16 protein-coding genes and 14 tRNA genes are annotated in these 24,339 nt (G+C 54.5%); 7 read left to right on the top strand and 23 right to left on the bottom strand.

Annotated features, from left to right (window positions below; all coding sequences use genetic code 11):
• Positions 1–206: 206 nt before the first annotated feature.
• The gene (locus WBG83_RS20910) at positions 207–614 is read right to left on the bottom strand and encodes a stalk domain-containing protein (protein ID WP_336747296.1); all 408 of its coding nucleotides are present in this window, start codon (positions 612–614) and stop codon (positions 207–209) included.
• Between the two features lie 748 nt (positions 615–1,362).
• Here WBG83_RS20910 and WBG83_RS20905 point away from each other — a divergent pair.
• Both WBG83_RS20905 and WBG83_RS22670 read left to right on the top strand, forming a co-directional pair.
• On the top strand, positions 1,363–2,064 hold the full coding sequence (locus WBG83_RS20905; RefSeq protein WP_336747295.1) for a hypothetical protein: 702 nt from the start codon (positions 1,363–1,365) through the stop codon (positions 2,062–2,064).
• A 1-nt stretch (position 2,065) separates the two neighbouring features.
• A complete protein-coding gene (locus WBG83_RS22670; protein WP_442955862.1) occupies positions 2,066–2,410 on the top strand; it encodes a hypothetical protein in 345 nt (114 codons plus the stop codon).
• 17 nt (positions 2,411–2,427) lie between these two features.
• On the opposite strand, the gene WBG83_RS20895 is transcribed toward WBG83_RS22670, so the two are convergent.
• The 3 genes from WBG83_RS20895 to WBG83_RS20885 all read right to left on the bottom strand — a co-directional run bounded on the left by WBG83_RS20895 (position 2,428) and on the right by WBG83_RS20885 (position 6,861).
• The gene (locus WBG83_RS20895) at positions 2,428–3,846 is read right to left on the bottom strand and encodes an RtcB family protein (protein ID WP_336747294.1); all 1,419 of its coding nucleotides are present in this window, start codon (positions 3,844–3,846) and stop codon (positions 2,428–2,430) included.
• Positions 3,847–4,249: 403 nt separating this feature from the next.
• On the bottom strand, positions 4,250–6,073 hold the full coding sequence (locus WBG83_RS20890) for a cache domain-containing sensor histidine kinase (protein WP_336747293.1): 1,824 nt from the start codon (positions 6,071–6,073) through the stop codon (positions 4,250–4,252).
• Positions 6,070–6,861, bottom strand: coding sequence for a response regulator transcription factor (locus tag WBG83_RS20885; RefSeq protein ID WP_336747292.1), 792 nt, complete (start codon positions 6,859–6,861; stop codon positions 6,070–6,072). The genes WBG83_RS20890 and WBG83_RS20885 overlap by 4 nt, the downstream gene beginning before the upstream one ends.
• Before the next feature lie 419 nt (positions 6,862–7,280).
• Between WBG83_RS20885 and WBG83_RS20880 the strand changes: the two genes are divergently transcribed.
• The 5 genes from WBG83_RS20880 to WBG83_RS20860 all read left to right on the top strand — a co-directional run bounded on the left by WBG83_RS20880 (position 7,281) and on the right by WBG83_RS20860 (position 13,234).
• Entirely contained in the window at positions 7,281–8,609 is a 1,329-nt protein-coding gene (locus WBG83_RS20880; RefSeq protein ID WP_336747291.1) for an ABC transporter substrate-binding protein, read from the top strand.
• A 5-nt stretch (positions 8,610–8,614) separates the two neighbouring features.
• Positions 8,615–9,496, top strand: a complete 882-nt coding sequence (locus tag WBG83_RS20875; protein ID WP_336747290.1) for a carbohydrate ABC transporter permease — start codon at positions 8,615–8,617, stop codon at positions 9,494–9,496.
• Positions 9,493–10,326, top strand: coding sequence for a carbohydrate ABC transporter permease (locus WBG83_RS20870; RefSeq protein ID WP_336747289.1), 834 nt, complete (start codon positions 9,493–9,495; stop codon positions 10,324–10,326). The genes WBG83_RS20875 and WBG83_RS20870 overlap by 4 nt, the downstream gene beginning before the upstream one ends.
• Before the next feature lie 20 nt (positions 10,327–10,346).
• Positions 10,347–11,717 carry a sulfatase-like hydrolase/transferase gene (locus WBG83_RS20865; protein WP_336747288.1) on the top strand — a complete coding sequence of 457 codons (1,371 nt, stop codon included), beginning with the start codon at positions 10,347–10,349 and terminating at the stop codon, positions 11,715–11,717.
• A gap of 560 nt (positions 11,718–12,277) precedes the next feature.
• The gene (locus WBG83_RS20860) at positions 12,278–13,234 is read left to right on the top strand and encodes an L-lactate dehydrogenase (protein ID WP_336747287.1); all 957 of its coding nucleotides are present in this window, start codon (positions 12,278–12,280) and stop codon (positions 13,232–13,234) included.
• A gap of 220 nt (positions 13,235–13,454) precedes the next feature.
• On the opposite strand, the gene WBG83_RS20855 is transcribed toward WBG83_RS20860, so the two are convergent.
• From WBG83_RS20855 to WBG83_RS20765, 19 genes are all read right to left on the bottom strand, one after another.
• Positions 13,455–14,693 carry a VWA domain-containing protein gene (locus WBG83_RS20855; protein ID WP_336747286.1) on the bottom strand — a complete coding sequence of 413 codons (1,239 nt, stop codon included), beginning with the start codon at positions 14,691–14,693 and terminating at the stop codon, positions 13,455–13,457.
• 3 nt (positions 14,694–14,696) lie between these two features.
• Positions 14,697–17,204 carry a DUF5682 family protein gene (locus WBG83_RS20850; RefSeq protein WP_336747298.1) on the bottom strand — a complete coding sequence of 836 codons (2,508 nt, stop codon included), beginning with the start codon at positions 17,202–17,204 and terminating at the stop codon, positions 14,697–14,699.
• Positions 17,162–18,259, bottom strand: a complete 1,098-nt coding sequence (locus tag WBG83_RS20845) for an ATP-binding protein (RefSeq protein WP_336747285.1) — start codon at positions 18,257–18,259, stop codon at positions 17,162–17,164. The genes WBG83_RS20850 and WBG83_RS20845 overlap by 43 nt, the downstream gene beginning before the upstream one ends.
• Entirely contained in the window at positions 18,229–20,100 is a 1,872-nt protein-coding gene (locus WBG83_RS20840) for a HEAT repeat domain-containing protein (RefSeq protein ID WP_336747284.1), read from the bottom strand. Before WBG83_RS20840 ends, WBG83_RS20845 begins: the two co-directional genes overlap by 31 nt.
• Before the next feature lie 386 nt (positions 20,101–20,486).
• Positions 20,487–21,926 carry an SWIM zinc finger family protein gene (locus tag WBG83_RS20835; protein WP_336747283.1) on the bottom strand — a complete coding sequence of 480 codons (1,440 nt, stop codon included), beginning with the start codon at positions 21,924–21,926 and terminating at the stop codon, positions 20,487–20,489.
• A gap of 753 nt (positions 21,927–22,679) precedes the next feature.
• Positions 22,680–22,753, bottom strand: a tRNA-Pro gene (locus WBG83_RS20830).
• Between the two features lie 9 nt (positions 22,754–22,762).
• Positions 22,763–22,845: transfer RNA gene (locus tag WBG83_RS20825), tRNA-Leu, on the bottom strand.
• Positions 22,846–22,901: 56 nt separating this feature from the next.
• Positions 22,902–22,975 (bottom strand) — tRNA-Arg (locus tag WBG83_RS20820).
• Between the two features lie 23 nt (positions 22,976–22,998).
• Positions 22,999–23,070 (bottom strand) — tRNA-Gly (locus WBG83_RS20815).
• Positions 23,071–23,115: 45 nt separating this feature from the next.
• Positions 23,116–23,187 (bottom strand) — tRNA-Gly (locus WBG83_RS20810).
• A gap of 4 nt (positions 23,188–23,191) precedes the next feature.
• A tRNA-Leu gene (locus tag WBG83_RS20805) sits at positions 23,192–23,275 on the bottom strand.
• 20 nt (positions 23,276–23,295) lie between these two features.
• Positions 23,296–23,381 (bottom strand) — tRNA-Leu (locus tag WBG83_RS20800).
• A gap of 20 nt (positions 23,382–23,401) precedes the next feature.
• Positions 23,402–23,474 (bottom strand) — tRNA-Lys (locus WBG83_RS20795).
• Between the two features lie 5 nt (positions 23,475–23,479).
• Positions 23,480–23,554 (bottom strand) — tRNA-Gln (locus tag WBG83_RS20790).
• 9 nt (positions 23,555–23,563) lie between these two features.
• Positions 23,564–23,639: transfer RNA gene (locus WBG83_RS20785), tRNA-His, on the bottom strand.
• A gap of 20 nt (positions 23,640–23,659) precedes the next feature.
• Positions 23,660–23,736, bottom strand: a tRNA-Asp gene (locus tag WBG83_RS20780).
• A gap of 36 nt (positions 23,737–23,772) precedes the next feature.
• Positions 23,773–23,846, bottom strand: a tRNA-Met gene (locus WBG83_RS20775).
• A gap of 9 nt (positions 23,847–23,855) precedes the next feature.
• Positions 23,856–23,931 (bottom strand) — tRNA-Val (locus WBG83_RS20770).
• A 60-nt stretch (positions 23,932–23,991) separates the two neighbouring features.
• A tRNA-Glu gene (locus WBG83_RS20765) sits at positions 23,992–24,063 on the bottom strand.
• Positions 24,064–24,339: the final 276 nt, after the last annotated feature.

Below are 24,339 nucleotides of genomic sequence, written 5' to 3'. Positions count from 1 at the left end.
TCGCTACAGCTCGTTGAGCTTATTTTTTCACTGCAACATTCCACTCGCTGGCTTATCCTCAGGGTGCGGAATGTGAGATGAAAACTAAAACCTTGTTCAGAATTATTCGAAAACTATGCCACCGACTTTTTATGCAACGCTAGTGATCGGATTTAAAACTAAAAATTTACAATAAAAATCTCCTGCTATAAGACACCTAAGCCCGGTTAGGAGCCTGCTAAATGATGAACAAGCGGAAGCGGCGCTGCCCCTTCTGATTTCCAGCACAAGGAAAGCGGCGCATCGGAATGATATCCCGGCGCCATCAAGTAGGAAAGCGTCCAATCTGCGGAAAGATTTGGCGAGGTGATAGAAACACTGGGTTCCCTGCCTTCAGCTCCTTCCCGGTAATCAACCGCTGCTCCTAAGCTCTCCGCAAAAAAACGCAACGGCACGTATGTCTTGTTGTTGTAGTTCAATATGCCGGTCCCTTCCGGCAGGCGCTGCTCAGCTTGATTGACGGATACCTTCATCGGAAATATAATCGCCTGGACCGCCTCAGAGGCGGAGGCTGCAGCCGCACAGGATACCAGAATACCCGCCATCACTCCTGAAACAAACCATCTTTTTTTCATTTGGATACCTGCCCTTCTTCATCATTCATCATTCATCATTCATCATTCACCTTCGTCATCCGGTTATCTGTGTTGCTTAAAGCTATCGGCTGCAAGTTCATAACAGTTCCTATACCGCGGAAAATACCGCCTCCCGGTCTCAAGCGCTTCGGATAAATACCCGGCTAACCGCCGCCTTTTTCAGTCCTCCTCTGTCTCCCTCCGGTCCACCTCGAAGGTTTCCATCCAGTATTTCGCACGGAAGGCAATCAAATCGGCCATGCGTGCACGCTGCATCCCCCTCCTTCCGGTTCGTTAAAAATCATTGCCCGCCTGCAACATTTCAATGGCAAACAAAAGAGCTTCCCGCATCCGCGCATTCTGTTCAAGCTCTAGAGCCGCAATGAGCGAAGGCAGCATAATGAAATAGATCTTTATAGAGATATATCGGCTTTCAGGAAGATGTATTTTACATTTTTTAACATAAAATCCGTAGATCTCTATGGTCTTGCACCATTCTCAGTCGATCAAAATGAAACAATCCCCCCTGAATTTGAAGGTGTTCCCCCATATTTGCATCTTGAAATCAAGGTAGAATGAAAGCGCTGTCTAAGATATCATCCGCAATGGCAGCCGATTTGGCGGGAAGCAGCTTTAGCTCCACTCGCTTTCCCGACGCTCCGTTTTCTCCGGCCTCCGGCCCCCACCCTCCCCTTATTACAGCTGACCAAAGCAAATAAAATGTTTAACCATAAGGAGGAAACGATGCATGAAACGGACAATACCTGTACTTCTGCTTGTTATTCTGATGCTGATGCTGCTGCTGGGAGCCTGCTCATCTGGAGCAAAAGAAGCCTCAACCAGCCCGAACGCCAAAAAAGCGCTGTTTGTCGGCGGCGGGAATGGAGACCCATTCTTGATACAGCGGCTGAAAACGTTAGGCTTTGAGGTCAACGCAAAGGCTGACAGTGAAGTCACGGCCGAGGATGCCAAAAACGCAGGGCTGATTTACATCAGCTATACAGCCAAAGCGACCCAAATCGGCACCAAGCTCGCTGCCGCGACGGCCCCGATTATTTATTCCAATGCCAAAGCTGCAGTTGTGCATAACCTGCTCAAAAGCGAGGACCAGGCGGGCACCTTCGTGCATGAGAATGGCCTGAAATCCATTGACATTGTCGATAAAAAGCACCCGATTGCCGACGGCTTCAGCGGGAACGTCGAAGTATTCAGCAAAATCGGGAACTCAAGCTTTGCCACACCGACCATCAAGGCAACTATCGTCGCTTCTGCACCGGGTGAACCAGGCAAGGGCACCATTATTGCCTTCGAAAAAGGCACGGCCGATACCAACGGCAAACCGCTGCCGGCCCGGCAGGTATTCTACTACGTGTTTCATGATTCCGAAACAAAAATCAATGAGAACGGCTGGAAGCTGTTCGACGCTATGGTCAAGTGGGCAGCCTCATAATTTGATTTTAAACAAGGCAAGAGCTGCGTTGATGTCCGGTCGACTACAAGCTCCTGCCTTTTTTCGTACCAAATTTCGTTTGGCCATGCTTTATGTCGACGAGCTGTACCTGCCTGCTCCCCGTTTTTTTGTTTTTCGTTCTGCGCTTGCCTGCCTGCAGCTACCTCTTCTCCGCTCTCCCGCTGTGCACACCGCAGCAGGCGGCTGGAATACCGTCCGCGAGCCACACCTCATTGCCGGCGTAATAAAATTGAACCCCTGCGGCACTCGCTTACTCCGTATCGACGCTAAGAATAACAAGCTCGCCCCGGCGCTGCCCGGAAAGGGTGGCGAAATCCAGCCCTAATCCGATTTCCACGGAGATTAAGCCCCCTTCACCGCTGCCAGCGGCTTGCATTTGGCTACAACACGCGCAAGACCTGCTCCGACCACGCTCTCCATAATTTGATCTACATCCTTATATGCCTGCGGCGATTCATCAATAATAGCTTCGAGCGACCGCTGGTTGACGACGATTTCCTCATCCGTCCCGACACGCATGGCCGAGGTAAATTGGTCCAGCGTAACGATCCGTTTCGTCGCGCTGCGGGAACGGATACGGCCCGCGCCGTGACAGATGGAGTGGAAATTCGCAGCCCCGCCTTGACTGCCAACCATAATGTAGGAGGCCGTGCCCATCGAGCCGGGAATCAGCGCCGGGTGTCCAGTCTCAAGGTACGGAGCCGGGTTCCCTGCATGGCCTGCGGGCAAGGAGCGAGTAGCTCCTTTGCGGTGGACAAAATACGACCTGCCCTCATGCTCCTCCTCCCAGGCGTAATTGTGCATCAAATCATACAGTGTCTTCATCTCGAACTTGGAGCCGAACACGTCCCGCCCGGCTTCACGCACCGCATAAGCGATCAGGTGCCGGTTCACGACGGCATAGTTCAGCGCCGAATACATCAGGTTTACATATTCCTGCGCCACCGGATGAGACAGCGGGGCAAACAGCAGCTTCGGATCGGCGGTTCCGACCCCGGCGCTGCGCATCATTTTGGCCATATCGCTGCCGCAGTACTGGCTTACCGATCCGCCCCAGGCTCTGGAGCCGGAATGAATCATGACCACCACCTGGCCGTCCGACAGCCCCCAGGCTTCGGCTATCGCGCGGTTCTCCTCCGGAATTTCCAGCGCCTGAATCTCGGCAAAATGGTTGCCGTTCCCAAGTGTGCCGAGTTGCCGATGCGATCGGTGCCAGACCCGGTCGGGAAATTTGTTCAACGCTTCTTCGTTGAGATGGAACTTGCTGCTCTCTACGTGGGTGAGCGACGTTGCATTCCGCGGTGTGTATCCGTCGGGAATATACTTCTTGGGCAGTCCGTGCAGCCCTTTTGTAACGACATGCTCCAGCCGGATGTCCGAGAAATAACCCCGGGCATGATCCTCCACCGGCAAATATTTCTCAATCGCCTTCACCAGCTTGCGGCGCAGCTTCACGTCCTTCAGGTCATCCGCCCGCAGGTTCGTCACGTGAACCCGCATTCCGCAGCCGATATCGCTGCCGACGATAGAAGGGGATACATAGCCGTCATGACTGTTCCACACGGCGGTCGTGCCGATGCAGGTTCCAACCCCCACATGCACATCCGGGGTATAGCTCATGTACACCTGATTCGGAATTTGCAAATTGTTATTCGCCATTTCAAACACTTTATAATCCAGCTGGTGGAACAGCTCATGTCCCGCATACACATGTACTTCTCCCGCGGGCAGCTTCACCGTCCGGTAATAATTTTCGTCCATAATATACATAACCCTTTCGTTCTTCAAAATTTGACAATGAACGGCCCGGAATTGTCCCTCTAACGGAACCGTTCATTCTATTTGCCTCCCGCTCCGGGATGGTTTCAAGCACAACAAAAACAGCCACAGACGACGTATCGTCCGTGGCTGTTCCCGCTGCAAGCAGCCTGCTGACGCTTTGCGGCTGCGGCCGGAGAAATTCTCCCTCCTCCCGCGTACAACAAAGCATCCGCCGGGCCTATGTCACAGCTCCCGCAGAGACCGAAGTCATCTCATATAATCCAGGTTGGTTTTGACTGCATCTGTTCAACAATGTCATGCTCATCGGCCTCCCTTCCATAATTTAGATTTATCTTAACGGGTTTACCAGTTGAGGTCAATAGGCGGCAGGCGGAAAAAATAACTATAACCGATTGCCACCCGGCTCCGAATCCGCCGTTTTCTCCCCGGCTTTCTTGTCTGCTGCGCCTCGAACCGGCAAATGCATCGCAATCACTGTCCCCCAGCCGAGCTTACTGTAAATCTTCAAGCCTTCTTCCATCTGATAAGCCAGCCGAATCCGCTTGTGGGTATTGGCCAGCCCGATATGCCCTCTTCCTTCATCCTCCGATTGTATCCGCCGCCGGATCTCCTCCAGCCGTCCCCGGCTCATTCCTGTCCCGTTATCGATGACGGCAATCCGGATATACTCCGGGAAGCGCAAAATTTTGATTTTAATCCGGCTTGTTCCCGGCATATTCATACCGCGGATACCGTGCTGAATACAATTTTCCAGCAGCGGCTGCAGCAGCAGCTTAATGACCCCGGCCTCCTCCAGCTCCTCCGCTTCAACCTGCCAATCCACCTGAAAGCGCTCCTGATAACGGACCTTCTGCAGCCGGATATAGCTTTGCGCGTTCTCTATTTCTTTGGACAGAGGCACCATTTCGCCCGGAGTGTGGAGCGAGTATTTCAGCAGGCCGGACAAATGCTCCAGCATGCGGTTCGCCTCATTCGGCTTCCCTGTCAGTCCCAGCACCTTCCAGTAGATCGTCTCCAGCGTATTGAACAGAAAGTGCGGGTTGATTTGGGCCTGCAGCGCCAGCAGCTCCGCGGTTTGAAGCTTATATTTTTTCTCCGTCAGCTGCATCGTCAAATAATGGCGTTCGATAAAATTCGCAATAATTTTCCGGGCGATGTACCCGTATTCATCCGTTCGGTCCGAGGCTGCTGCCGATGGCAGCGGGAAACCCTGCTCCGCGTGCTGGATGACGGCAATGATGCTGCGGATATGTCTGACGTTGCGGCGGGTCAAAATATACGTGACTACAAGCCCCAGTGCAAAGGACAGCAGCACTACCCAAACCGTCATGGCGCTGAGCCGGAACGGAATTTGGTTCAGGGAATCCCTCGGTGTTACCGACAAGTACCTCCAGCCGGATTTGGCTGCTGTCTGGGAGACGAAATACGAGGTTCCGCCGCTGCTCCAGTTGAAGGAGCCCGCTTCCGCCGGAATTTGCCCAGCCTCCAAAGGAGCGGTGCCTTCCTCCGTATGGCTGGCCAGCACCACCCGCCCCGCTTCATCCAGCACAAAAAGCCGCTGATTGGGTAATGTCACCAGGTTGTCCAGCAGCTTTTCCATGTAATCGGTGTACACATTAAGCACGATAACGCCGCTGGGCCGGCTCTGTACGGTGGACACCAGATTTTTGTACAGCGTCGTCACTCTGTATGGGGCTTCAAACGAATAACGCCGCACCTGCCGGGACTCCGCCCATACCCCGGTCCGATCGGCATGCCGCTCGAAGCTGTCCTTCCAGTCCGTATCATGAAAATCGCTCAGCTGCGCCAGTCCTGCCCCGCTTGTCAGGAAATGGCCGTGTCCATTATTGACGTATACATACACCGACTCCAAATAAGGCTTCGCATTGGCCGGACCGGTCATAAAGTTCTGAATCGTCTTCATAAGCCGCAAGTTTTCGAGCGTCAGCGTTTGTGTCCGCATGACCTCCTCCAGCCGGTACAGCACATCGGCATTGCCCAGGCTTACGTTCAAGGCTTCGATTTCGTTCATCAGCAGCTCCATGCTGCGGTCCACCTGATTGAACAGCGTCATATTATTGCGGCTGATTTCCCCTTGAATGTACTGCTTCGTCACCACGATGGACAAGGTGCCGAGCATAAGGACCGGGATCAGCAGCGGAAACAGAAACAGCAGCATATTTTTGACAAAAAAGCGGGTCCTCATTCCGCCGCCCTTCCAAGCCCGGCTTCATCCGCCTCCAGGCGGGAAGCGGCCTCACGGCCGCTGCGGAATTCGCGCGGACTCACGCCATAATATTTTTTGAAGGTGCGGGTGAAGTTTTTGGGATAGCTGTAGCCGACCAGCTCGCTGATTTCGAACGTCTTGTAACGGATATCCCTCAGCAGCTCGGCCGCCTTCGCCATTCGGATGTCGACGACGTAATCCGAGAAGTTTTGCCCCGTTTTTTGCTTGAAATACTTGCTGATATAATCCGGGTTCATTCGCACGAGCGCAGCCGCCTGCTCCAGCCCGGCATTCCGGTAGTTTTGCTCCACATAGCTCTTGATGGCGGCAATAATTTTTTCATCAAAGGATGCCTGCCCGCCGCCCTCTCCCCCGGCCGAATCCGGGGCAGTCTTGTCCAGCTCCAGCTTCAACCGGGTGAATTCCTCCACCAGCTCGTCATAATGGGTCGGCTTGACGATATAGCTTTTGACATCATAAGCCAGCGCCTGCTTGGCATACTCGAAATCCTTGTGGCCGCTGAGGAACAGTATTTTGATGCGGCTTCCGTTCTCGCGCAGCCTCCGGGCCAGCTCCAGTCCCGTCATGACAGGCATCGTCACATCACAGAGCAGAACATCCACCGGATGAGCCTCGATATACTCCAGCGCCTGCAGACCGTTCTCGAACGACCCGACGATGGTAAAGCCGATTTGGCCCCATGGAAAATATTGCGACAGCCCGCTGCGGATTTCCGCCTCATCGTCTACCAGCACAAGTTTGTACACTTGATTCTCAACCCCCAAGCTAAAGCCTCTAAATCAAAGTAATCCAATCGGATATAATTAATAAGATAAATGATTTTTCCCGACTTGTACAGTATGGACAAGCAAGCACTGCTCCGCGCAGGACCATCCACGTGCAGCAAGAAACAGGCCCGACATGGTCTGCTGTTTGCGCTGTGTACAGCTCTCAGCATGTGATGCGGCATCGCATGACGATGGTCAGTCACTGGCCGGCTGCCACCGTCCATAAAGCCCTTTCTACCGCTAAAACGCCGCACAGGACCCATAAATGACGGAAAATGAACCCTTTTGTCCGAAAAAATATCGTTTCGGATACCTAAACTAAAGCGCCATGCCTTTTTATTAGGAGCCGCACAGCGTATATTAAATCATCATATCGGATGGTACGAGGAGGAATTACTATGAAAAAACCAACTAAGATTATCGGCATGATATGCTCTATTGCCCTCATTGCCTCAGTTATCGGCTGCAGCGCAGGCAGCGGCAGTAATTCAGCGGCGGGGAACAAGACAGACCCGGCAGCCGCAAACAGCAAAGCCCTGGAAAATGTAACCCTGCGTTTTGCCTGGTGGGGCTCGGAAAACCGCCATATCGCTTTGCTGGAGGCCATTGAGCTGTACAAAAAGAAGCATCCCAACGTTAACATCGAAGCGGAATATGGCGGCTTCGACGGCTACTATCAGAAACTGGTCACCCAATTCGCCGGAGGAACAGCGCCTGACCTGACACCCTTGTCTGTAGATTGGATCGATGATATTGCAGTCAAGGGCCATCTTGTGCTCGACTTGAACTCGCAGAAGCAGAACCTGAATTTGAGCGCTTTTAATCAAGAGTTTCTGCAGAAATACACCGTCTTCGATCAGAAGCTGGTCGGTCTGCCGATGGGCGTCAACGGCATGGTCATCGCTTATAACAAAGAATTTTTCAAGAAATTCAATATTGCTGAGGATACGAAATGGGATTGGAAAACGATTCACGAAGTCGGCAAGCAGGTTCACCAGCAGGACCCGAGCTCGTACCTGCTCGCTCAATTGGACGTTCGCGGCTTCCTGCAGCCTTACGTTAGACAGCAGACTGGCAAACAGTGGATTAATGACGACAAAACGCTTGGCTTCGACCAGGCGGTGTTGACCGATGCGCTGACCTACTACAAGCAGCTGCTGGATGACGGCGTGCTCCAGCCCTTGAAGGAAAGCAGCCTGTACCCGGAGATTACCCAGAACGTCACCTGGCAAAAAGGCGATGTCGGGATGGTCTTCGGTCTTGCTTCGACCCTGACCAAGCTGAAGTCGTTTATCCCGCAGCTTGACGTCACGACGTATCCGATTCCGGCTGATGCCAAAACCTCCGGTGTGCTGGTCAACCCAAGCAATCCGCTGGCGATTAACAAAAGCTCGAAGCACCCGGAAGAAGCCGCCAAATTCGCCAGCTGGCTGCTCACCGACCCGGAAGCAGCCGTTATCCTGAAGGACGTATACAGCGTACCGCCCGTCGAATCGAACTCGCAGCTGCTCGTGGAGAAGAAGCTGATCGACCCGGTTGTTTCCAAGGCAGTCCGTCTGGCGCTGGCCAAGCCCGGCGATCCGGTCAACGGCATCAGCGGGAACCAGGAGCTGGCCAAGCTGACAGAGGATTATTTGCAGCAGGTCGGCTTCGGCAAGCTCACACCGGATAAAGCCGCCGAAGAGCTGATTTCGCGCATGACCGGCAAATTAAAGGACCTGAAATAACCGCTATGCGAAAACAGGTCGCCGGATTACTGTACATTAGCCCCTGGCTACTCGGCTTTCTCGTCCTGACACTGTATCCCTTTGGAGCATCCTTATATTATTCCTTCACGGATTACAGCATGGTTCGGGAACCGGGCTTTATCGGTTTCAAAAATTACGTCGAGATTGTTACCCGTGATCCCGACTTCTACAAATCCTTAAAGGCGACGGCATACTACGTGTTCATGGCTGTTCCCGCCAAGCTGATTTTCGCCCTGCTCGTAGCGATGGTGCTGAACCTTCCCCTCAAAGGCATCGGTTTGTTCCGCACAGTCTATTACCTGCCCTCTATTCTGGGGGGCAGCATCGCTGTATCCGTGCTGTGGAAATTTCTGTTTATGCGGGAGGGACTGGTTAACAGGGTGTTATCGTATGCCGCCGTGGAACCGATAGATTGGCTCGGCAATCCGAAGCTGGCCTTGTTTACGATATCGCTGCTCCCTGTCTGGGAGTTCGGCTCGTCGATGATTATTTTTTTGGCAGGACTAAAGCAGGTGCCCAAGGAGCTGTATGAGGCGGCTATCATGGACGGCTCCAGTCGGATAAGCACGTTTTTCCGGATTACGCTGCCGCTGCTGACACCCGTGATTTTGTTCAATCTGGTTATGCAAACGATCGGCGCCTTTCAGCAATTTACGTCCGCGTTCGTCATAACAGGCGGCGGGCCGGTGAAATCGACCTATTTATATGGAATGATGCTGTACGACAATGCCTTTCATTATTTCAAAATGGGCTATGCATCCGCACTGTCGTGGATTTTGTTTCTCATTATCCTGGCGTTCACCTTCCTGCTGCTGAAAAGCTCCAACCGCTGGGCGCACTATGAGGACGGAGGCGGAACAGCATGACAAACCGTGCGCAAATAACGACGTTCCTGCTGCTGTCGATATTCGGCATCATCTTTATTTACCCGCTGATTTGGCTTGTCGCGGCTTCCTTCAAGCCGAACCCGGAGGTGTTCTCCACCGTCGGGCTTATCCCGTCCGAATTCGTCTGGGATTCTTATTGGAAGGGCTGGAAGGGGATCGGCAAGAACGGCTTTAACACCTTTTTTGCCAACACCTTCACGATGGTTGTGCCGGTCGTGCTGTTCACCATCCTGTCGAGCACGCTCGTTGCCTACGGCTTTGCCCGGTTCGAATTCCCGTTTAAGAAGCTGCTGTTTGCTCTGATGCTGTCGACCCTGATGCTGCCGGATGCCGTCATTATGATTCCCAGATATATCCTGTTCAAACATTTCGGGTGGCTGAATACGTACCTCCCGTTCTACATTCCGGCGCTGCTTGCAGTTCATGCCTTCTTCATCTTTTTGCTTGTCCAGTTTTTTCGGGGCATCCCGCGGGATTTGGATGAAGCGGCTGTGATGGACGGGTGCGGGTCCTTCCGCATTTTGACGAGCGTGCTGATGCCTTTATCGGTTCCGGCTCTCATCTCGGCAGGCTTGTTTCAATTCATATGGACCTGGAATGAATTTTTCAATGCGCTCATTTACATTAACAGCGTGTCCAAATTTACCGTTTCGCTGGGGCTGCGCATGGCGCTGGACAATGAGGGGGCCGTCCATTGGAACCGGGTGATGGCTATGTCGGTTGTAACCATCCTGCCTTGTGTCGCGGTCTTTTTCGCGGCCCAGAAGTATTTTGTCGAAGGCATTTCAACCACCGGGTTAAAAGGATAATACGAAAAAGGAGGCAAACGATGAGCAGCAACCATTCAAAAGCCGGGAAACAGCCGAACGTCATCGTCTTTTTTACAGATCAGCAGCGCTGGGATACAACCGGAGTGCACGGCAACCCGCTGGGGCTTACCCCCCATTTTGATCAGCTGGCCCGGCAGGGCACACACATCGAGCATGCCTTTACGTGCCAGCCGGTATGCGGACCGGCCCGTTCCTCGCTGCAAACCGGCCTGTACGCCACGGCCACCGGCTGCTTCCGCAACGGGATTCCGCTGCGGACGGATCTCCCGACGCTGGCCCACTATTTCAACGGGGCCGGGTATGATACCGGCTATATCGGCAAATGGCATCTCGCTGTGACCCGGGACAAGCCGGTACCGGAGGAATTACGCGGGGGCTACAAATACTGGCTTGCCGCTGATGCGCTGGAGCATACCTCCGACGCCTATGATACCCTGCTGTACGATAACGACAATCAGCCCGTCAAGCTCCCCGGCTATCGTGTCGATGCTCTGACCGATGCTGCAGTACGGTTCATTGATGAACGGAAGGACCGCCCGTTCTTCTTGTTCCTTTCTTATCTGGAGCCGCACCATCAGAACCACCGGGATGATTACCCCGCCCCGGATGTGTACCGCGATACGTACACCGGCCGCTGGACACCGCCGGATCTCGCCGCACTGGGCGGCACGGCCCACCAGCAGCTTGGCGGCTATTACGGCATGGTGAAGCGCCTGGACGAGGCATTAGGCCGGATTCGTGATGCGCTCCGAAGCTTAAGCCTGACCGAGGAAACGATCATTTTATTTACCTCTGATCATGGCTCACATTTTAAAACACGTAATTCCGAATATAAACGCTCCTGCCACGAAAGCTCCATTCGCGTGCCTGCGGCGCTGTATGGCGGCCCGTTTACCGGCGGAGGACACATTCGGGAGCTTGTTAGCCTCGTTGACTTCGTCCCCACCCTGCTTCACGCAGCAGGTATCCCGCTTCCGGATTATTTGCAGGGGCGATCCATTTTGCCTCTGCTTCACGGACAGCGGGCCGACTGGCCGCAGGAGGTGTTCATCCAAATTAGCGAATCCCAGGTCGGACGCGCTGTACGGACACACCGCTGGAAGTACAGCGTTGCCTCCGACGGGCTCGATCCGGTACGGAATGCCTCCTCCAGGCAGTACAGCGAGCAATTCCTGTACGATTTGGCCGCAGATCCGTATGAGCTGACCAATCTTATCGGCTTTGTATCCCACCGCGGTGTAGCAGAGCAGCTGCGTAAAACACTGATCCGGCGTATCACCGAAGCCGGAGAGGCCGAGCCGGGCATCGAGCCGGCGCCGCCGGTGCAATCGGGACAGCGCAAGGTGGCCGAGTACGAGCTGTGGGAGTGAACTTCGCGGACAGCAGGACGACTTAAGCCTCCCCGGTCCAGCAGGACTCCCCTACTAACCAAGAAGCCCGCTCCACTCCGGCGGCTGCAGGCTTCTTCCTCTTTCTATACGACTGTTCGTTCCCGGCAGCCAATCTTAGGCCATGATGGCATTCAGCAACCGGCTTCCTTACGCCAGCCTTGCACTATCCCAACTACAGGTCAAGCCGCGCCCGCGCCCGGATTCATACTACACTCAGCTTCTTCATCATGTGGTCGACCAACCGCCGTCATGCAGCGAAACACCGCGCGCTGGGAGCTGCGCGTGCGGAAATATCCCGGCACGACCTGAATTCATTTCCCTACTCCACCGAAGCCCATACTACACCAGGTCCACGAGCGGATCATCAACCAGCCGCCGCCTTATTCAAATCGGTCCTTTAACACGGGGACCGTTCCCCGGCTCTTTCATAACGCTGGCGTTCATGTCACGTTATTTTACCTTGCTTTCATTTGGGGCGGTCACATCCCGCTTCCTGGCCCATATACTATAACATCATCTTCACAAAAGGAGTGCCGGGCATGGGAAGTAAAGCACGCAAGGTTGCTATTGTCGGTGTCGGTCATGTCGGGTCAAGCTGTGCTTACTCCCTTATCAATCAGTCGATTTGCGACGAAATTATGCTTATCGGACGTACTCCGGACCGCGCTTATGCCCAGGCGCTGGACTTGTCGCATTGTATGGATTTCGTTCATTCCCGCACCAAAATCTACACCGGCTCCTGTGAACAATGCACGGACATGGATATCGTCATCCTCTGCGCCGGCGCCAGCGTGCCGGGCAGCAAAAACCGGCTCGATCAGGCCGATTCGGCCTACGCCATCCATAAACCGCTGATCGGCCGCATTATGGATAGCGGATTCACCGGGATTTTCCTGACAGCCTCCAATCCTGTTGATGTTGTCACCTATATCGTCTGGAGGCTGTCCGGCTTGCCCCGCGGACAAGTGCTTGGCACCGGAACCTCTATCGACTCTTCCCGGCTCAAGACGCTGCTCTCCGAGGTGCTGCCCGTCGATCCCCGCAGTGTTCAGGGCTATGTACTTGGCGAGCACGGCGAGTCCCAATTCCCTGCCTGGTCACATGTCACCATCGGCGGCAAGCCTCTTATGGATATTTTGACCCAGCATCCTCAGCGCTTCGGGCATTTGAAGCTCGCTGAGATCGCCCACAAAACGAGGGACGCCGGATGGGAAATCTATTACCGTAAGGGCGCTACCCATTACGGCATCGGCAATGCGCTGGCTTACCTGGTCCGATCGATTCTGAATGATGATCATAAAATAATAGCCGTATCCGCTGTCCTTGACAACGAATACGGCCAAACTGACGTATGCGCCGGTGTACCGGCTATCATTACGAGGCAGGGGATCAAGGAGATTTTGGAGCTGAATCTGTCTCCTCCCGAGCAGGAGCAGTTTGCTTCCTCCTGCGCCATCATCCGCAGCGCTATCGGACGTATTGCATGGGAGCTGTAGCAGGAGCGGGATACATCCGCCTATCGGCTTCGTCCGGCCAGAGCCAAAGGACGGCCTGCAGCTGAACGCAGGCATATGCCGCCGTCCGCTTGATCGCGGCACTCTCCAGCACCGCACACGGTTCCCAGCGAAGGCATCATTTTCCCGCCGCGCGGTGTTTCGCTGCATGACGGCGGTCGGTCGACCACATCCAATCGCATCATCCATGCAGCTTTCTAAATCAGGAGCCCTTGACCGTGCCCGTCCGTTCAGCCAAAATTTTGAGATCAAGCCCCTTTAATGCGCCCTCAATCAACTCCGGCAGACGGTCCGGCGAGCAGCCGAAGCAGGGAATTCCGAAGGAGGACAGCCGCTTGGCTACGTTCTCGTCATAATCCGGGGTGCCCCGGTCGGATAATGCCAGCAGGCAGATGACCTTCACGCCCGCCTGATGCATCTCTTCCAGCCGCCGGAACATCTCCGATCGGTTGCCGCCCTCATACAGGTCGGAGACAAGAATGAACAGTGTTTTTTTCGGCTCGGTAACGAACTGCTCGCAATACGTAATCGACTTGTTAATGTCCGTTCCGCCCCCCAGCTGGATGCCAAACAGCATATCCACGGGATCATTGGCGCACTGCTCCGTTAAGTCCACCACCTCGGTATCGAACACGACAACTCTTGTATCCAAAGACGGCATGCTGGCAAAAATAGATCCGGCAATCGAAGCATAAATCACCGATCCGGCCATGGAGCCGCTTTGGTCAATATCGAGAATGACCGTCCATTCCTTGCTGCGCCGGGCCCGGTCATAGAAATATACCTTTTCTGGCACCAGCAGCCCCCGCTCCCGGTCATAATGCTTCAAATTTTTGCGGATGGTGGTGTTGAAATCCAGGCCGGACAAGGAAGGCAGCGGAGAATGCTGCCGCTTGTTCAGCGCTCCGGTTACAGCACGGCGCAGATCCTCGGACAGCCGCTTCATAATCTCGTCCACGACCGCTTTGACCAGCTGTCTGGCCGTATCCTTGGTTTTCTCGGGAATTCTCCCCTTCAAAGCCATCAGCGTAGACACCATCTGAATATCCGGCTTCACCTGCGACAGCAGCTCCGGCTCGAACAGCAGCTGCTTGAGGCCCTTGCGCTCAATCGCATCCGCCTGAATGACCGATACGATATCCGGCGGGAAGAAGGTGCGGATATCGCCCAGCCATTTTGCCAGCTTAGGGGCGGATGAACCGAGTCCCGCACCCTTGGCTCCTCCGCCGCCAGAGCTGCCGGAGCCGCCGGAGTAAGCGTCCGCAGCGCCTCCGGCTTCATCGTAGATGGAGGCCAGCGCATCATCGAGCAGCCTTGCTTCCTCGTCCAGCAGCGGACCGCCGCCGGAGCAGGAAGCCTGCAGCCTCTCCTCCGAGGCCGCGCCGAGAATCAGCCTCCAGCGTTTTACATGCTCCAAATGCTCCTGCTTGTCTGTCGTCATCGCTTATAAATCTCCGAAGTCGAAATCATTAAGCTCATCCAGCTTCTCCCTCTCTTCTTCACTGAGCGGCTTCTGCAGCACTTCGCCGGCTTCATCGGCGCCGCTGCCCCACACATCGCCAAGCAGCTCCGCGAGAGCCGCCTTTTCCCTCGGCTCGAACGTACCGAAGGCCCGGCGCAGAAATACAAGCGACCGGTGAAATGGTGCCTGCTCCAGCGATTGGATATAGTCGTCAAGCTGCTGCCAGAGAAACGGGCGCGACAGCAGCACATACCGGTTGCGCTGGGCCAGACCCTCAAACCAGCCTGCGCCAACATCAGCCGGAATCCCGGGCGACAGCCGCCGGGAGATTTCCTGTGCGCAGCGTTCCTCTCCGACCAAATTGCGCTCTAACAATATGGTAAAAGCAAACCCGGACAGCTTGGCGTTCCGGTCATCCCGGGTTGCCAGCTCCTCCAGCTTATTCAGCCATAACGCCTCATTGACGAAATCATAATGCTCCTGTGCAATGAGATTCAGCACATTCATCGTGCCGATTAGGCTTTTAGCCGCATCGTCATTACACGCTGCGGCATCATTAAGCAGCAGCGCCCCGCGCAAAAACAACTGCTGCAGAAGCGGAATCAGCGAGCCGGTATCCATTTTGCGGAGAGATCCGTAATTCAACAGGACGGACAATTCATGCGCCGCCGCCGCAATTTGATCAAGATTCCCCGCATCCACCGCAAGCTCCTGCAGCGATGCTCTCGCCTGCTCCATCACCTGGGGAAGACCGCAGTCGCAAGCGATGCGAATCAGCCGGGACGCTTCTGCAATATCGCTGCACTGCTGAAGCCGTTCGTGCAGGACATAAGCCACCGCAAGCTCCAGCGTTTCTCCCTTAAGCGTGGATTCCACGGCTTCGATTTCGGCTTCCGGTGTCCACTGCAGCACCCAATGCTCCGCCCAGGAGGCATCCTTCTGGCCGATGTGCTGCGCTTTGGCGAAGCTGATGCCAAGCACCTCCAGCCGGTGCAGCAGAATGGACCGGTTCAAGTCCAAGTAAGCCGCTTCCTCCGATTTGACCCGGCGGTTTTCCCGCAAATCCAGCTCTAGGGATGCCGCCACTGCTGTTTTATATTTATCCAGCTTCAGCCGCTTCAGCTCCCGGTTCAGGTCATCCTGAATCGGGGTCTGGCTGACTCCCTCCGGCAAGCTGCCGATGGCCGTGCCGATGTCTACCCGCGCCAGCGCTTCCGCAATGACCGGCAGCTCCCCGTAGCCGAGGCAGACTGTCGCCGCATCGCGCAGGTCCCGCCATGTCGGCCGGCTGCCCCCGTGCAGGGAAGCCAGCGCCTCAGCCAGTCTCACAGCTTCTATAACCGAGGCTGTGGACCGGTGTGTCCCGTGCTCCCGGAGCCGGGACGCCACATGGGACAAATACAAGGACGGCAGCTTATGGAGCTCCTCCTGCTGCAGGCACTGCCAGAACAATTCGTAATACGCCGGCGCCTGGTTTCCCGCACCGTATCCGGAATGGCTCGACAGCTTGTAATAGGAGTAAGGCATCAGGGTCAGCTTTGTTTTCCGGCGCGGCAGGCAGGCTAGCTCGGTATCCGTCATGGCCGGCAGTCTGAAATCGATTGCTGAAGCATGATGGGCGCCGGTTACAACAACGATGCGGTCCGGCGCATGTCCGGCAGCGATTTGCTCTTGAATTTTACGCCGCATATAGGCTTCGCGGATTTCATTGTAGGCAGCTTCACCGGGGACATGCCGCCACTCCTCCGCCTCTGTCATCTCCCGCCAACGGACCGAGAACTCGCCGACAGCCTGCCGGTACGCCTCCTTCTCCAAGCTGTGCTCGAAGGAACGCTCCCAGTACGCTTCATAGTCCGGCTCCCCGGCCAGGTGCGCGACTTGCTCGTAAAGCTCGTGCCGGGATCTGTAGTAGTTACGGCGTTTGTCGGTCTGGTCCTCCCATGCAGCTTCGTCACCTGCCCCGCCAGCCTCCTGCGAATCGGCTGCACCCGTCGGTTCCTCTTCCTTCACAAGCTCCCGGGGCGTCGCCTCATCCGGTCTCCGCTCGGCATCCGCCGCAGCTCCTGGCTTGCCGTCTCCAGAGCCCCCATCATCCGCCTTCACATGGCGGCGCTGCTCATAAAGCGCAAGCGCCACATCTGACGGAAGGTCGATGAATTCAGCATGAGCTCCGAGACGATGCGCCCATTGGAAGGCTTGATATTCCGGGGAATAATCCGCATACGGATACAATAATGTCCGAACCGGCAGTTCATCCGTATAGGCCAGAATCGCGACAGGAGGAATAACCCCGCGCGAGGTCAGCTGGGCGATGAATACACCTGCATCATCCGGCCCCTCAATCAGCACCGCCGTCGGCTTCTTCTCCTCCAGAAAGGCCAGCAAATGATAAGCCCCTCCGGGAGACAGATGCCGGATGCCGAACACGTGGACCTCACCGCCGCCAATCACCCGTTCATCTCCGAGCAAGCGTTGTACAGGCTCCGCCATTCCGATCCCCGCTTCTTCATCACATTTTCCAAATACTCTTTCCAAACGAGACGATCCTTCTCTTCATCCTTAACAATGGCTCCCTGCAAACCGGCCGCAATATCCTGATCCTGAATACGGCCGCTGCCGAAGCTTGCCGCCAGCGCCATGCTTCCGGTGAGCAAAGAAATAGCTTCCGCGGTAGAGATAACACCGCTTGGCGATTTCACCTTTCCTTTGCCGTCCAGCGTTGTGCCGCTGCGCAGCTCCCGGAATACCGTAACGACCTTGCGCACGGCTTCCTCTTCCGGAAGCTCCGCCTGCAGCTCGTAATTGGCGGAGATTTCTCCCACCCGCTTCTGCACAATATCAACCTCGGTCTCAATGTCCGACGGGGCGGGCAAGACAATCATATTGAAACGGCGCTTCAAAGCGGCCGACATTTCGTTCACGCCGCGATCCCGCGTATTCGCCGTAGCGATAATCGAGAAGCCGCGCGATGCGGACAGCTCCCGTCCGAGCTCGGGAATCGAGATGGTTTTCTCGGACAATATGGAAATCAGTGCATCCTGCACCTCCGAGGCGCAGCGCGAGATTTCCTCGAACCGGGCGATTCCCCCAATTTCCATCGCTTTATAAATCGGGCTTTTCACTAAAGCCTGATCGGAAGGTCCTTGGGCAAGCAGCATCGCATAGTTCCAGGAATACCGGATATGCTCCTCGGTCGTTCCGGCTGTGCCTTGAATGACCTTCGACGAATCGCCATGAATGGCCGCGGTCAAGTTTTCAGAAAGCCACGATTTCGCCGTCCCCGGCTCGCCAATCAGCATCAAAGCCCGATCCGTCAGCAATGTGGCAATCGCCATCTCCACAAGCCGTTTATTGCCGATATATTTCGGCGTAATGACCGTCCGCCCGGCCTTGCCGCCCGTCAAAAACGTCAGTACCGCCCTGGGAGAAAGCTGCCAGCCTGTAGGACGGGTGTCCTGATCGGCCTTTTTGAGCGCAGCGATTTCTTCCTCATAGAGGCGTTCCGCCGGTAATCTTAAAATAGTTTGTTTTTCATCCAGTCCCATAGTCCTGTTCCTTCCTTCTCCACATTTTGTTCGGCATCGTCAGCATTCAAGCCCAGCTCAGCCGGGCGATTCCGAAGCTCACGTATCGCTTCCAGCAGATGGGTCCTTAGGGTGCTCTTAAAAGGAAACACTTCGGCCAGCTGCTCCAGGCGCTCCACGTAGCTGCCCGGCATCATCAGCAGCACCGCCCGATGCGCCTGATCCAGGTACATATAGATGTTCGGACGGTCCGTAAGCTTTTGCAGGCACAGCATTACAAGATCAGGGGCCTCCGGGTGCTTCATCTGAAACAGAGCGAGCAGCATATGTACGGTTGAGTGGGAAGTATAGTCGGGGGCGTTCTTAACCCGGTTCGTCAAATAAAAAACAGCCCGTTTATCCTCCGGCTGCGCAAACGCGCAAACCAGCTCCCGATCGTCCCGCTTCATGAATACGTCCAGCCAACGGGGATCCCAGGTTTGCCGCCAGTCGGGTGCATAAGTCCGGCCTTCATGAAGCACTTGCTCTCTAACCGAGGGAGTCAAGTCCTGGATCGCCCGCAGCAGCTCATAAGCAACCGGAGAACGCCTGCTCAGCAAAGCAGGAGCATATCTGTCATACACTTCCTCCGGAGACAGCGTACGGACGGCGGCACGGAAGTTGAAAATAAAAAATGTCCGGTTATGGGCATCATACAGCCCATGAAGCCTGGCGGCAAACCATTCCTCCTCCGGTATCCCAAGCTCCGCAAGCAGCTCGCCTGCGGCCTGCTGCACCGTATCACGGTTGGACACCATGTTGTCCTTGGTCGAGACCAGCTTATCCAAAAAGGCCATCACCTCAGGTCCGCGTCTGCCTTCCAGCGCTTGTACGCAGGCCATCAGGTGCTCGACCGCTTTATTCCGCTCCTTGTCCTTGCTCTTACCCGGTGCGGCATGCACTTGCTCCAGTGCTTTGTCCGCCTCCTCCAGCATCCTCCGGGTAAGCTCATCGGCTTGGCACAGCTGGATTGGTTCAATCGCCAAATCCCGGTCCTTCGAAGCAAAGGCCCGGGAAAGCCGCTCCACAGCCGCGTCCGAGCCAAGCCGCGCCAGCGCCGTATAAGCCGCGGCCCGCAGCTCCTTCCGCTTTTCATCCGCCTGCTCCAGCAGGAACGGCTCCTGGTCGGGATTGTAGCCGAGCAGCTCCGTGGCCGCAGCTCGAACCTCCAGCGAGCCTTCCTTCGCCGCCTTCAGGTACAACTCAGTCCCGGTGTGGCCCAAAATCAAATAAATGAGCTCCAGCCGTCGTACCGCTCCTCTTCCCCCATCGAGCCGGAACTGCTCCAGCAGTGCGGGTAACGCCTCTGCCCCATATTCAGGCACAACATACTGGTATATAAAATCAGCAATTTCCGAGTAGCTGTCCTCCACTCCGGCAACAGCGGCCGGAATAATCCGGAAATCCTGAAACAGCCGTTCCTCGTAGGCTTGGCGGATAACCTCCAGCCGGCCTTGCCCCTTCGAGGTCAAGGCCTCTATTACAGGCGACAGCTTACGGAAGGAAACCGGGGTAGCGCAGTTTAATTCCGTTCCTTCCAGCGGGGCGACGTCCCCTGTCACCTCCGTCTTGCCCTGCGTATACAGAACAGAATTCAGCAGCGTTCCCAGCTCCAGGAGTCTGACTGCGCCAGTCTCGCGGTCAGATTCAATTACTGCAGATACAGCACCTGCCATCCGTTTGAAAACAGGAGACGACTCTGCCAGCGGATTGAGCTGCGTCAGAAGCTTCGACAGCCGCAGATCGCCCGCAGCCATCGTGCTGCCGGCAATGAACAGCCGGCGCACCTCATGCTGAAGTTCATACAATATCGTTACACTCATGGATTCTTCTCCTAGTCGTATTTATCGATAAACACATGAACGGCCGGCTATCGCTGCCTTGTCTCTTCGATTCGGCATGGAGCCGTTCATGTCTGCTTTCGCACAGCGCGCAGTTCCTAACGCGGAGCTTCGCTTCACGATGACGGTTAGTCGGCCTTAACCACTAATAACCGCTGAGTCGACCGACCGCCGTCATGCAGCGAAACACCGCGCGCTGGGAGCTGCGCGCGGTGCGGACCTTCTGTCACTCACCCCTCCTCGCCTTGCGCAATGGCCTTATCTCGGCCCGCCGATACAGCATAAGGAAGGCCAACTTGCTCTCTGTGCTCTGGTCACCCGTCTATAGGCTGCGGATTATAATCCAAGCCACCGCTCTTAAGCTTCTGCTAGTACAACAGGCGCACCACCTCATTAGCGGTGATCATACTCATCGGCTGGACCAGAAGCTGGTTCTGCGCCGAATCATGCTCAAACATAACCAGCATCGCCTGGCCTGTAAGGTACACCTTGTTTAGCAGCGGCAGCAGGCTGGTTGTCGGCTGATACAGGCCCGCAATATCTGCGCAGACCAGCTGCTTGCCCTGCTCATCCAGCAGCACAAACGAATCGCCGATTTGCTGAATCGCCGCGTAATGCACCAGCAACACCGGATGCTTATCCGATAGCGGATTTTTGATTTGATTTTTGACTAGCTTAATTACGTCCGGATACGATTTATGCGCATGTGAGCGGACCGCCTCCAAATCGGCTGGTTCCGGCTGTCGCTGTCCTGCTTCCTCCCAGCGGACCCGGGGATTCAGCTCGCCGGGATAAACGAACAGCTCCTTCGTTTGAAGGACATCATAGAATGAATCGTCCTCCCGGATATACTTGGCCGCCCGGAAAGGCCGGTAAGTATGAGTTTTATACAGCAGTCCCGACTTCAGCTCCATCCAGAAGCCCTCATCCACATATTCTCCGCGGGCTTCATCGGAGTAAGAATGAAAGGCAAGCTGTTGAAGCTGCGCATCCTTCACCACACGGCCGGCTTCTGCAAGCTCGGTCAGCTGCCAAGCATGACCCAGCCGCTCCTCCAGGGTCGACTCCATATCCATTGCAGTATGCGGATCATCTATCCGGGACTGCAGGTAAGTCTTGCTTTTTTTTACGAGACTGTGGAGCCCGCTCAGACACGCTATAGCCTGAACATACATGTCCTCCTGCCGTTCGGCTGACTTGATGGTCACAATCAGCTCACGAAGGGCGGTTTGCACCCCTGGAATATAATAGTTGCCAAGCTGCTTGGCTTGATCGGCGAGCGTTTGCAGCGTTTTTTTATCCAGACTGCCAAGACCAGCTTGCACCAGCTGGATGACCAGCTTTTCCGCGATCCCGATGCCTTCCAGCTGGGCCGCCATTTTTTTCAGCAGCGCAGCTTTGTTCGTTTTCCGTTTCACTGGCTTCCCGGTTTCCGTACCGGTAGATTCTTTCTTCTTCTCCTCCCGCTTCTCCGCCTTGTCCCGTTTGTCTGCAATGTCCTGGGGAATGGCCTCGATTTCGAACGTTTTGCCCGCGGTAAAGGCATACATCAGGCCGAGCAAATGCTTGCAGGGGAACTGCCGGCTCGGGCAGGAGCAGCGGAACACCGGATTGTCATCTTTTACAAAATCAACCGAGCATCGGTACGGCTCCTTGCCGCTGCCTTTGCACTCGCCAAAAATCAGGCTGTTATCTTCCGATTTGCACAGCTTCGGGAAGCTATTTTTCTTCACCAAGTCTTTTCCGTTTTTCATAGCTGCATTGTTCAGTGCCAAGCTGTCCACATAGGACTCTGTTAATGGGTTCATGTTCTACCTCACAGTAGCCAAGTTATGTAAAAAGAGCATCTATTTTATTTTCCACAAAACTTCCAATTATCCTGTTTGCAGGTCGAAATTAGTAGAACTTTCCCAGAAAAAAAAGAACCTTGTCATCAGAGCTCATACTGAAGACTCAGTCCTTTCAGATATATTCACGTCCATCTTTCTCTATGCGTTGCCGTCCTGATGAGGATTATATCCGTTTAAACGGACGGCGGAACCCCCGTTCCATCTTAAACGCCCTGCAGAAGCAATATTCTCATCCATGTAACCGCAGACCGCTGTGCTTGGCCCTCATACATTCCGCACCGCGCGGAGCACCAAATAAACGAAACCTTCATCTAGCAATTCCCGAATAGTCGCAATAACCTGCAGAGCCAGCGGCATCAGCCAAGGTTTATGTTCCCCTGACTGACCTCGCACGTTGTTAACTTCCGGACTTGCCCACCCCGACAACGGCTAAGAACAGCAGCACTGCTATTGGGTTCCAATTAAAAAATCGCACAACCTGGATTCCAGACATTACATAACAAGGACTGCACAAAAATCCAGTGGTATCAATCGATTCAGAGTTTGCATCCCCCAAAAAATAATCGTTATGTGTTTTCGGGAATCCAGGATGCAAGGCTATCAAAATAAACAAACGATTATTCTAACAAGTTATTTTTAAAAAAACCGGTAAAAAACAAAAAAATCGTTCAGAGCATTGTTGATATGCCTGAACGATCTTCTCTTTTGTAATCGGGACGACACGATTTGAACATGCGACCCCCTGGTCCCAAACCAGGTGCTCTACCAAGCTGAGCTACGTCCCGTTATTAAAGTGCCGGTGAAGGGACTTGAACCCCCACTCCCTCTCGAGAAACGGATTTTGAGTCCGTCGCGTCTGCCATTCCGCCACACCGGCTTGAATTAGTTCCGCATTATATAAGCTATAATGCAGTTGTAGCTAATCCAAAAATACGTGCCCTAAGAGATTCGAACTCCTGACCTTTTGATTCGTAGTCAAACGCTCTATCCGGCTGAGCTAAGGGCACACATAAATTATGAAGTTAGATGAAGCGGACGACGAGATTCGAACTCGCGACCCTCGCCTTGGCAAGGCGATGCTCTACCACTGAGCCACGTCCGCATAAATCTAATCATAACGAATTTATAAACAAAAGACAAGTGTTAAAGCGGAAGACGGGATTCGAACCCGCGACCCTCGCCTTGGCAAGGCGATGCTCTACCACTGAGCCACTTCCGCAGGATGCGGTCGAGAGGACTCGAACCTCCACGGCTGTTACACCACTAGAACCTGAATCTAGCGCGTCTGCCAATTCCGCCACGACCGCATATTAAGCTGTCAAAAGTTTGGTGCGGTTGAGAGGACTCGAACCTCCACGAGCGTACGCCCACTACCCCCTCAAGATAGCGTGTCTGCCATTCCACCACAACCGCATAGCTATAAAACATAAACGTGAGCCATGTAGGACTCGAACCTACGACACCCTGATTAAAAGTCAGGTGCTCTACCAACTGAGCTAATGGCTCGCAAATGGCTGGGGATCTAGGATTCGAACCTAGGCATGACGGAGTCAAAGTCCGTTGCCTTACCGCTTGGCTAATCCCCAATGGGAATATGGGGCGATCGAAGGGAATTGAACCCTCGAGTGTCGGATCCACAAACCGATGCGTTAACCACTTCGCCACGATCGCCATATCAATAATGTAGAAAGTGGCGGAGCCGACGGGATTCGAACCCGCGGTCTCCTGCGTGACAGGCAGGCATGTTAGGCCTCTACACCACGGCTCCGCGTGCAATCGAAAGAAAATCTTTCGAGAAATTAAATTGCGGGGACAGGATTTGAACCTGCGACCTTCGGGTTATGAGCCCGACGAGCTACCGAGCTGCTCCACCCCGCGATAAAAATATGGTGAACGCTAACGGGATCGAACCGCTGACCCCCACCCTGTCAAGGTGGTGCTCTCCCAGCTGAGCTAAGCGTTCATACTTATTAAAGCCTCTCCACAAAACAATTGAATTATACTGATTGTTTTGAAAAGAGAATGACCCGTAGGGGATTCGAACCCCTGTTACCTCCGTGAAAGGGAGGTGTCTTAACCCCTTGACCAACGGGCCATGCTATCTAGAAGTTCTTTACAGGCTATGTTAGAGCTATCACGACTCAGTCCCATAAAAAAACCCACCTGCGTGGGAATCAGATACGAGACAATTAACTATTACAAGTTAGTCCGATACTGTTTCACATAGATCCGTATATTCCTTCAAAACTAGCAGCGAAATAAATCAAGCTTGCTTTCATTCTTACCTAGTTGTTTGTATCTTGGATAAGCCCTCGACCGATTAGTATTCGTCAGCTCCACACGTTACCGCGCTTCCACCCCGAACCTATCT

It is taken from the genome of Paenibacillus sp. y28, from assembly GCF_037137075.1.
In the GTDB taxonomy this organism is placed as follows: domain Bacteria; phylum Bacillota; class Bacilli; order Paenibacillales; family NBRC-103111; genus JBBBNV01.
The sequence above is the reverse complement of the archived record's forward strand: the minus strand, read 5'-3'. Positions and strand labels throughout refer to the sequence as shown.

Bases quoted from the DNA above. Each gene is read 5' to 3' on its own strand.
- WBG83_RS20910 (WP_336747296.1), bottom strand. From the start codon at position 614: ATGAAAAAAAGATGGTTTGTTTCAGGAGTGATGGCGGGTATTCTGGTA.
- WBG83_RS20905 (WP_336747295.1), top strand. From the start codon at position 1,363: ATGAAACGGACAATACCTGTACTTCTGCTTGTTATTCTGATGCTGATG.
- WBG83_RS20895 (WP_336747294.1), bottom strand. From the start codon at position 3,846: ATGGACGAAAATTATTACCGGACGGTGAAGCTGCCCGCGGGAGAAGTA.
- WBG83_RS20890 (WP_336747293.1), bottom strand. From the start codon at position 6,073: ATGAGGACCCGCTTTTTTGTCAAAAATATGCTGCTGTTTCTGTTTCCG.
- WBG83_RS20880 (WP_336747291.1), top strand. From the start codon at position 7,281: ATGAAAAAACCAACTAAGATTATCGGCATGATATGCTCTATTGCCCTC.
- WBG83_RS20875 (WP_336747290.1), top strand. From the start codon at position 8,615: ATGCGAAAACAGGTCGCCGGATTACTGTACATTAGCCCCTGGCTACTC.
- WBG83_RS20870 (WP_336747289.1), top strand. From the start codon at position 9,493: ATGACAAACCGTGCGCAAATAACGACGTTCCTGCTGCTGTCGATATTC.
- WBG83_RS20865 (WP_336747288.1), top strand. From the start codon at position 10,347: ATGAGCAGCAACCATTCAAAAGCCGGGAAACAGCCGAACGTCATCGTC.
- WBG83_RS20860 (WP_336747287.1), top strand. From the start codon at position 12,278: ATGGGAAGTAAAGCACGCAAGGTTGCTATTGTCGGTGTCGGTCATGTC.
- WBG83_RS20855 (WP_336747286.1), bottom strand. From the start codon at position 14,693: ATGACGACAGACAAGCAGGAGCATTTGGAGCATGTAAAACGCTGGAGG.
- WBG83_RS20850 (WP_336747298.1), bottom strand. From the start codon at position 17,204: ATGGCGGAGCCTGTACAACGCTTGCTCGGAGATGAACGGGTGATTGGC.
- WBG83_RS20845 (WP_336747285.1), bottom strand. From the start codon at position 18,259: ATGGGACTGGATGAAAAACAAACTATTTTAAGATTACCGGCGGAACGC.
- WBG83_RS20840 (WP_336747284.1), bottom strand. From the start codon at position 20,100: ATGAGTGTAACGATATTGTATGAACTTCAGCATGAGGTGCGCCGGCTG.
- WBG83_RS20835 (WP_336747283.1), bottom strand. From the start codon at position 21,926: ATGAACCCATTAACAGAGTCCTATGTGGACAGCTTGGCACTGAACAAT.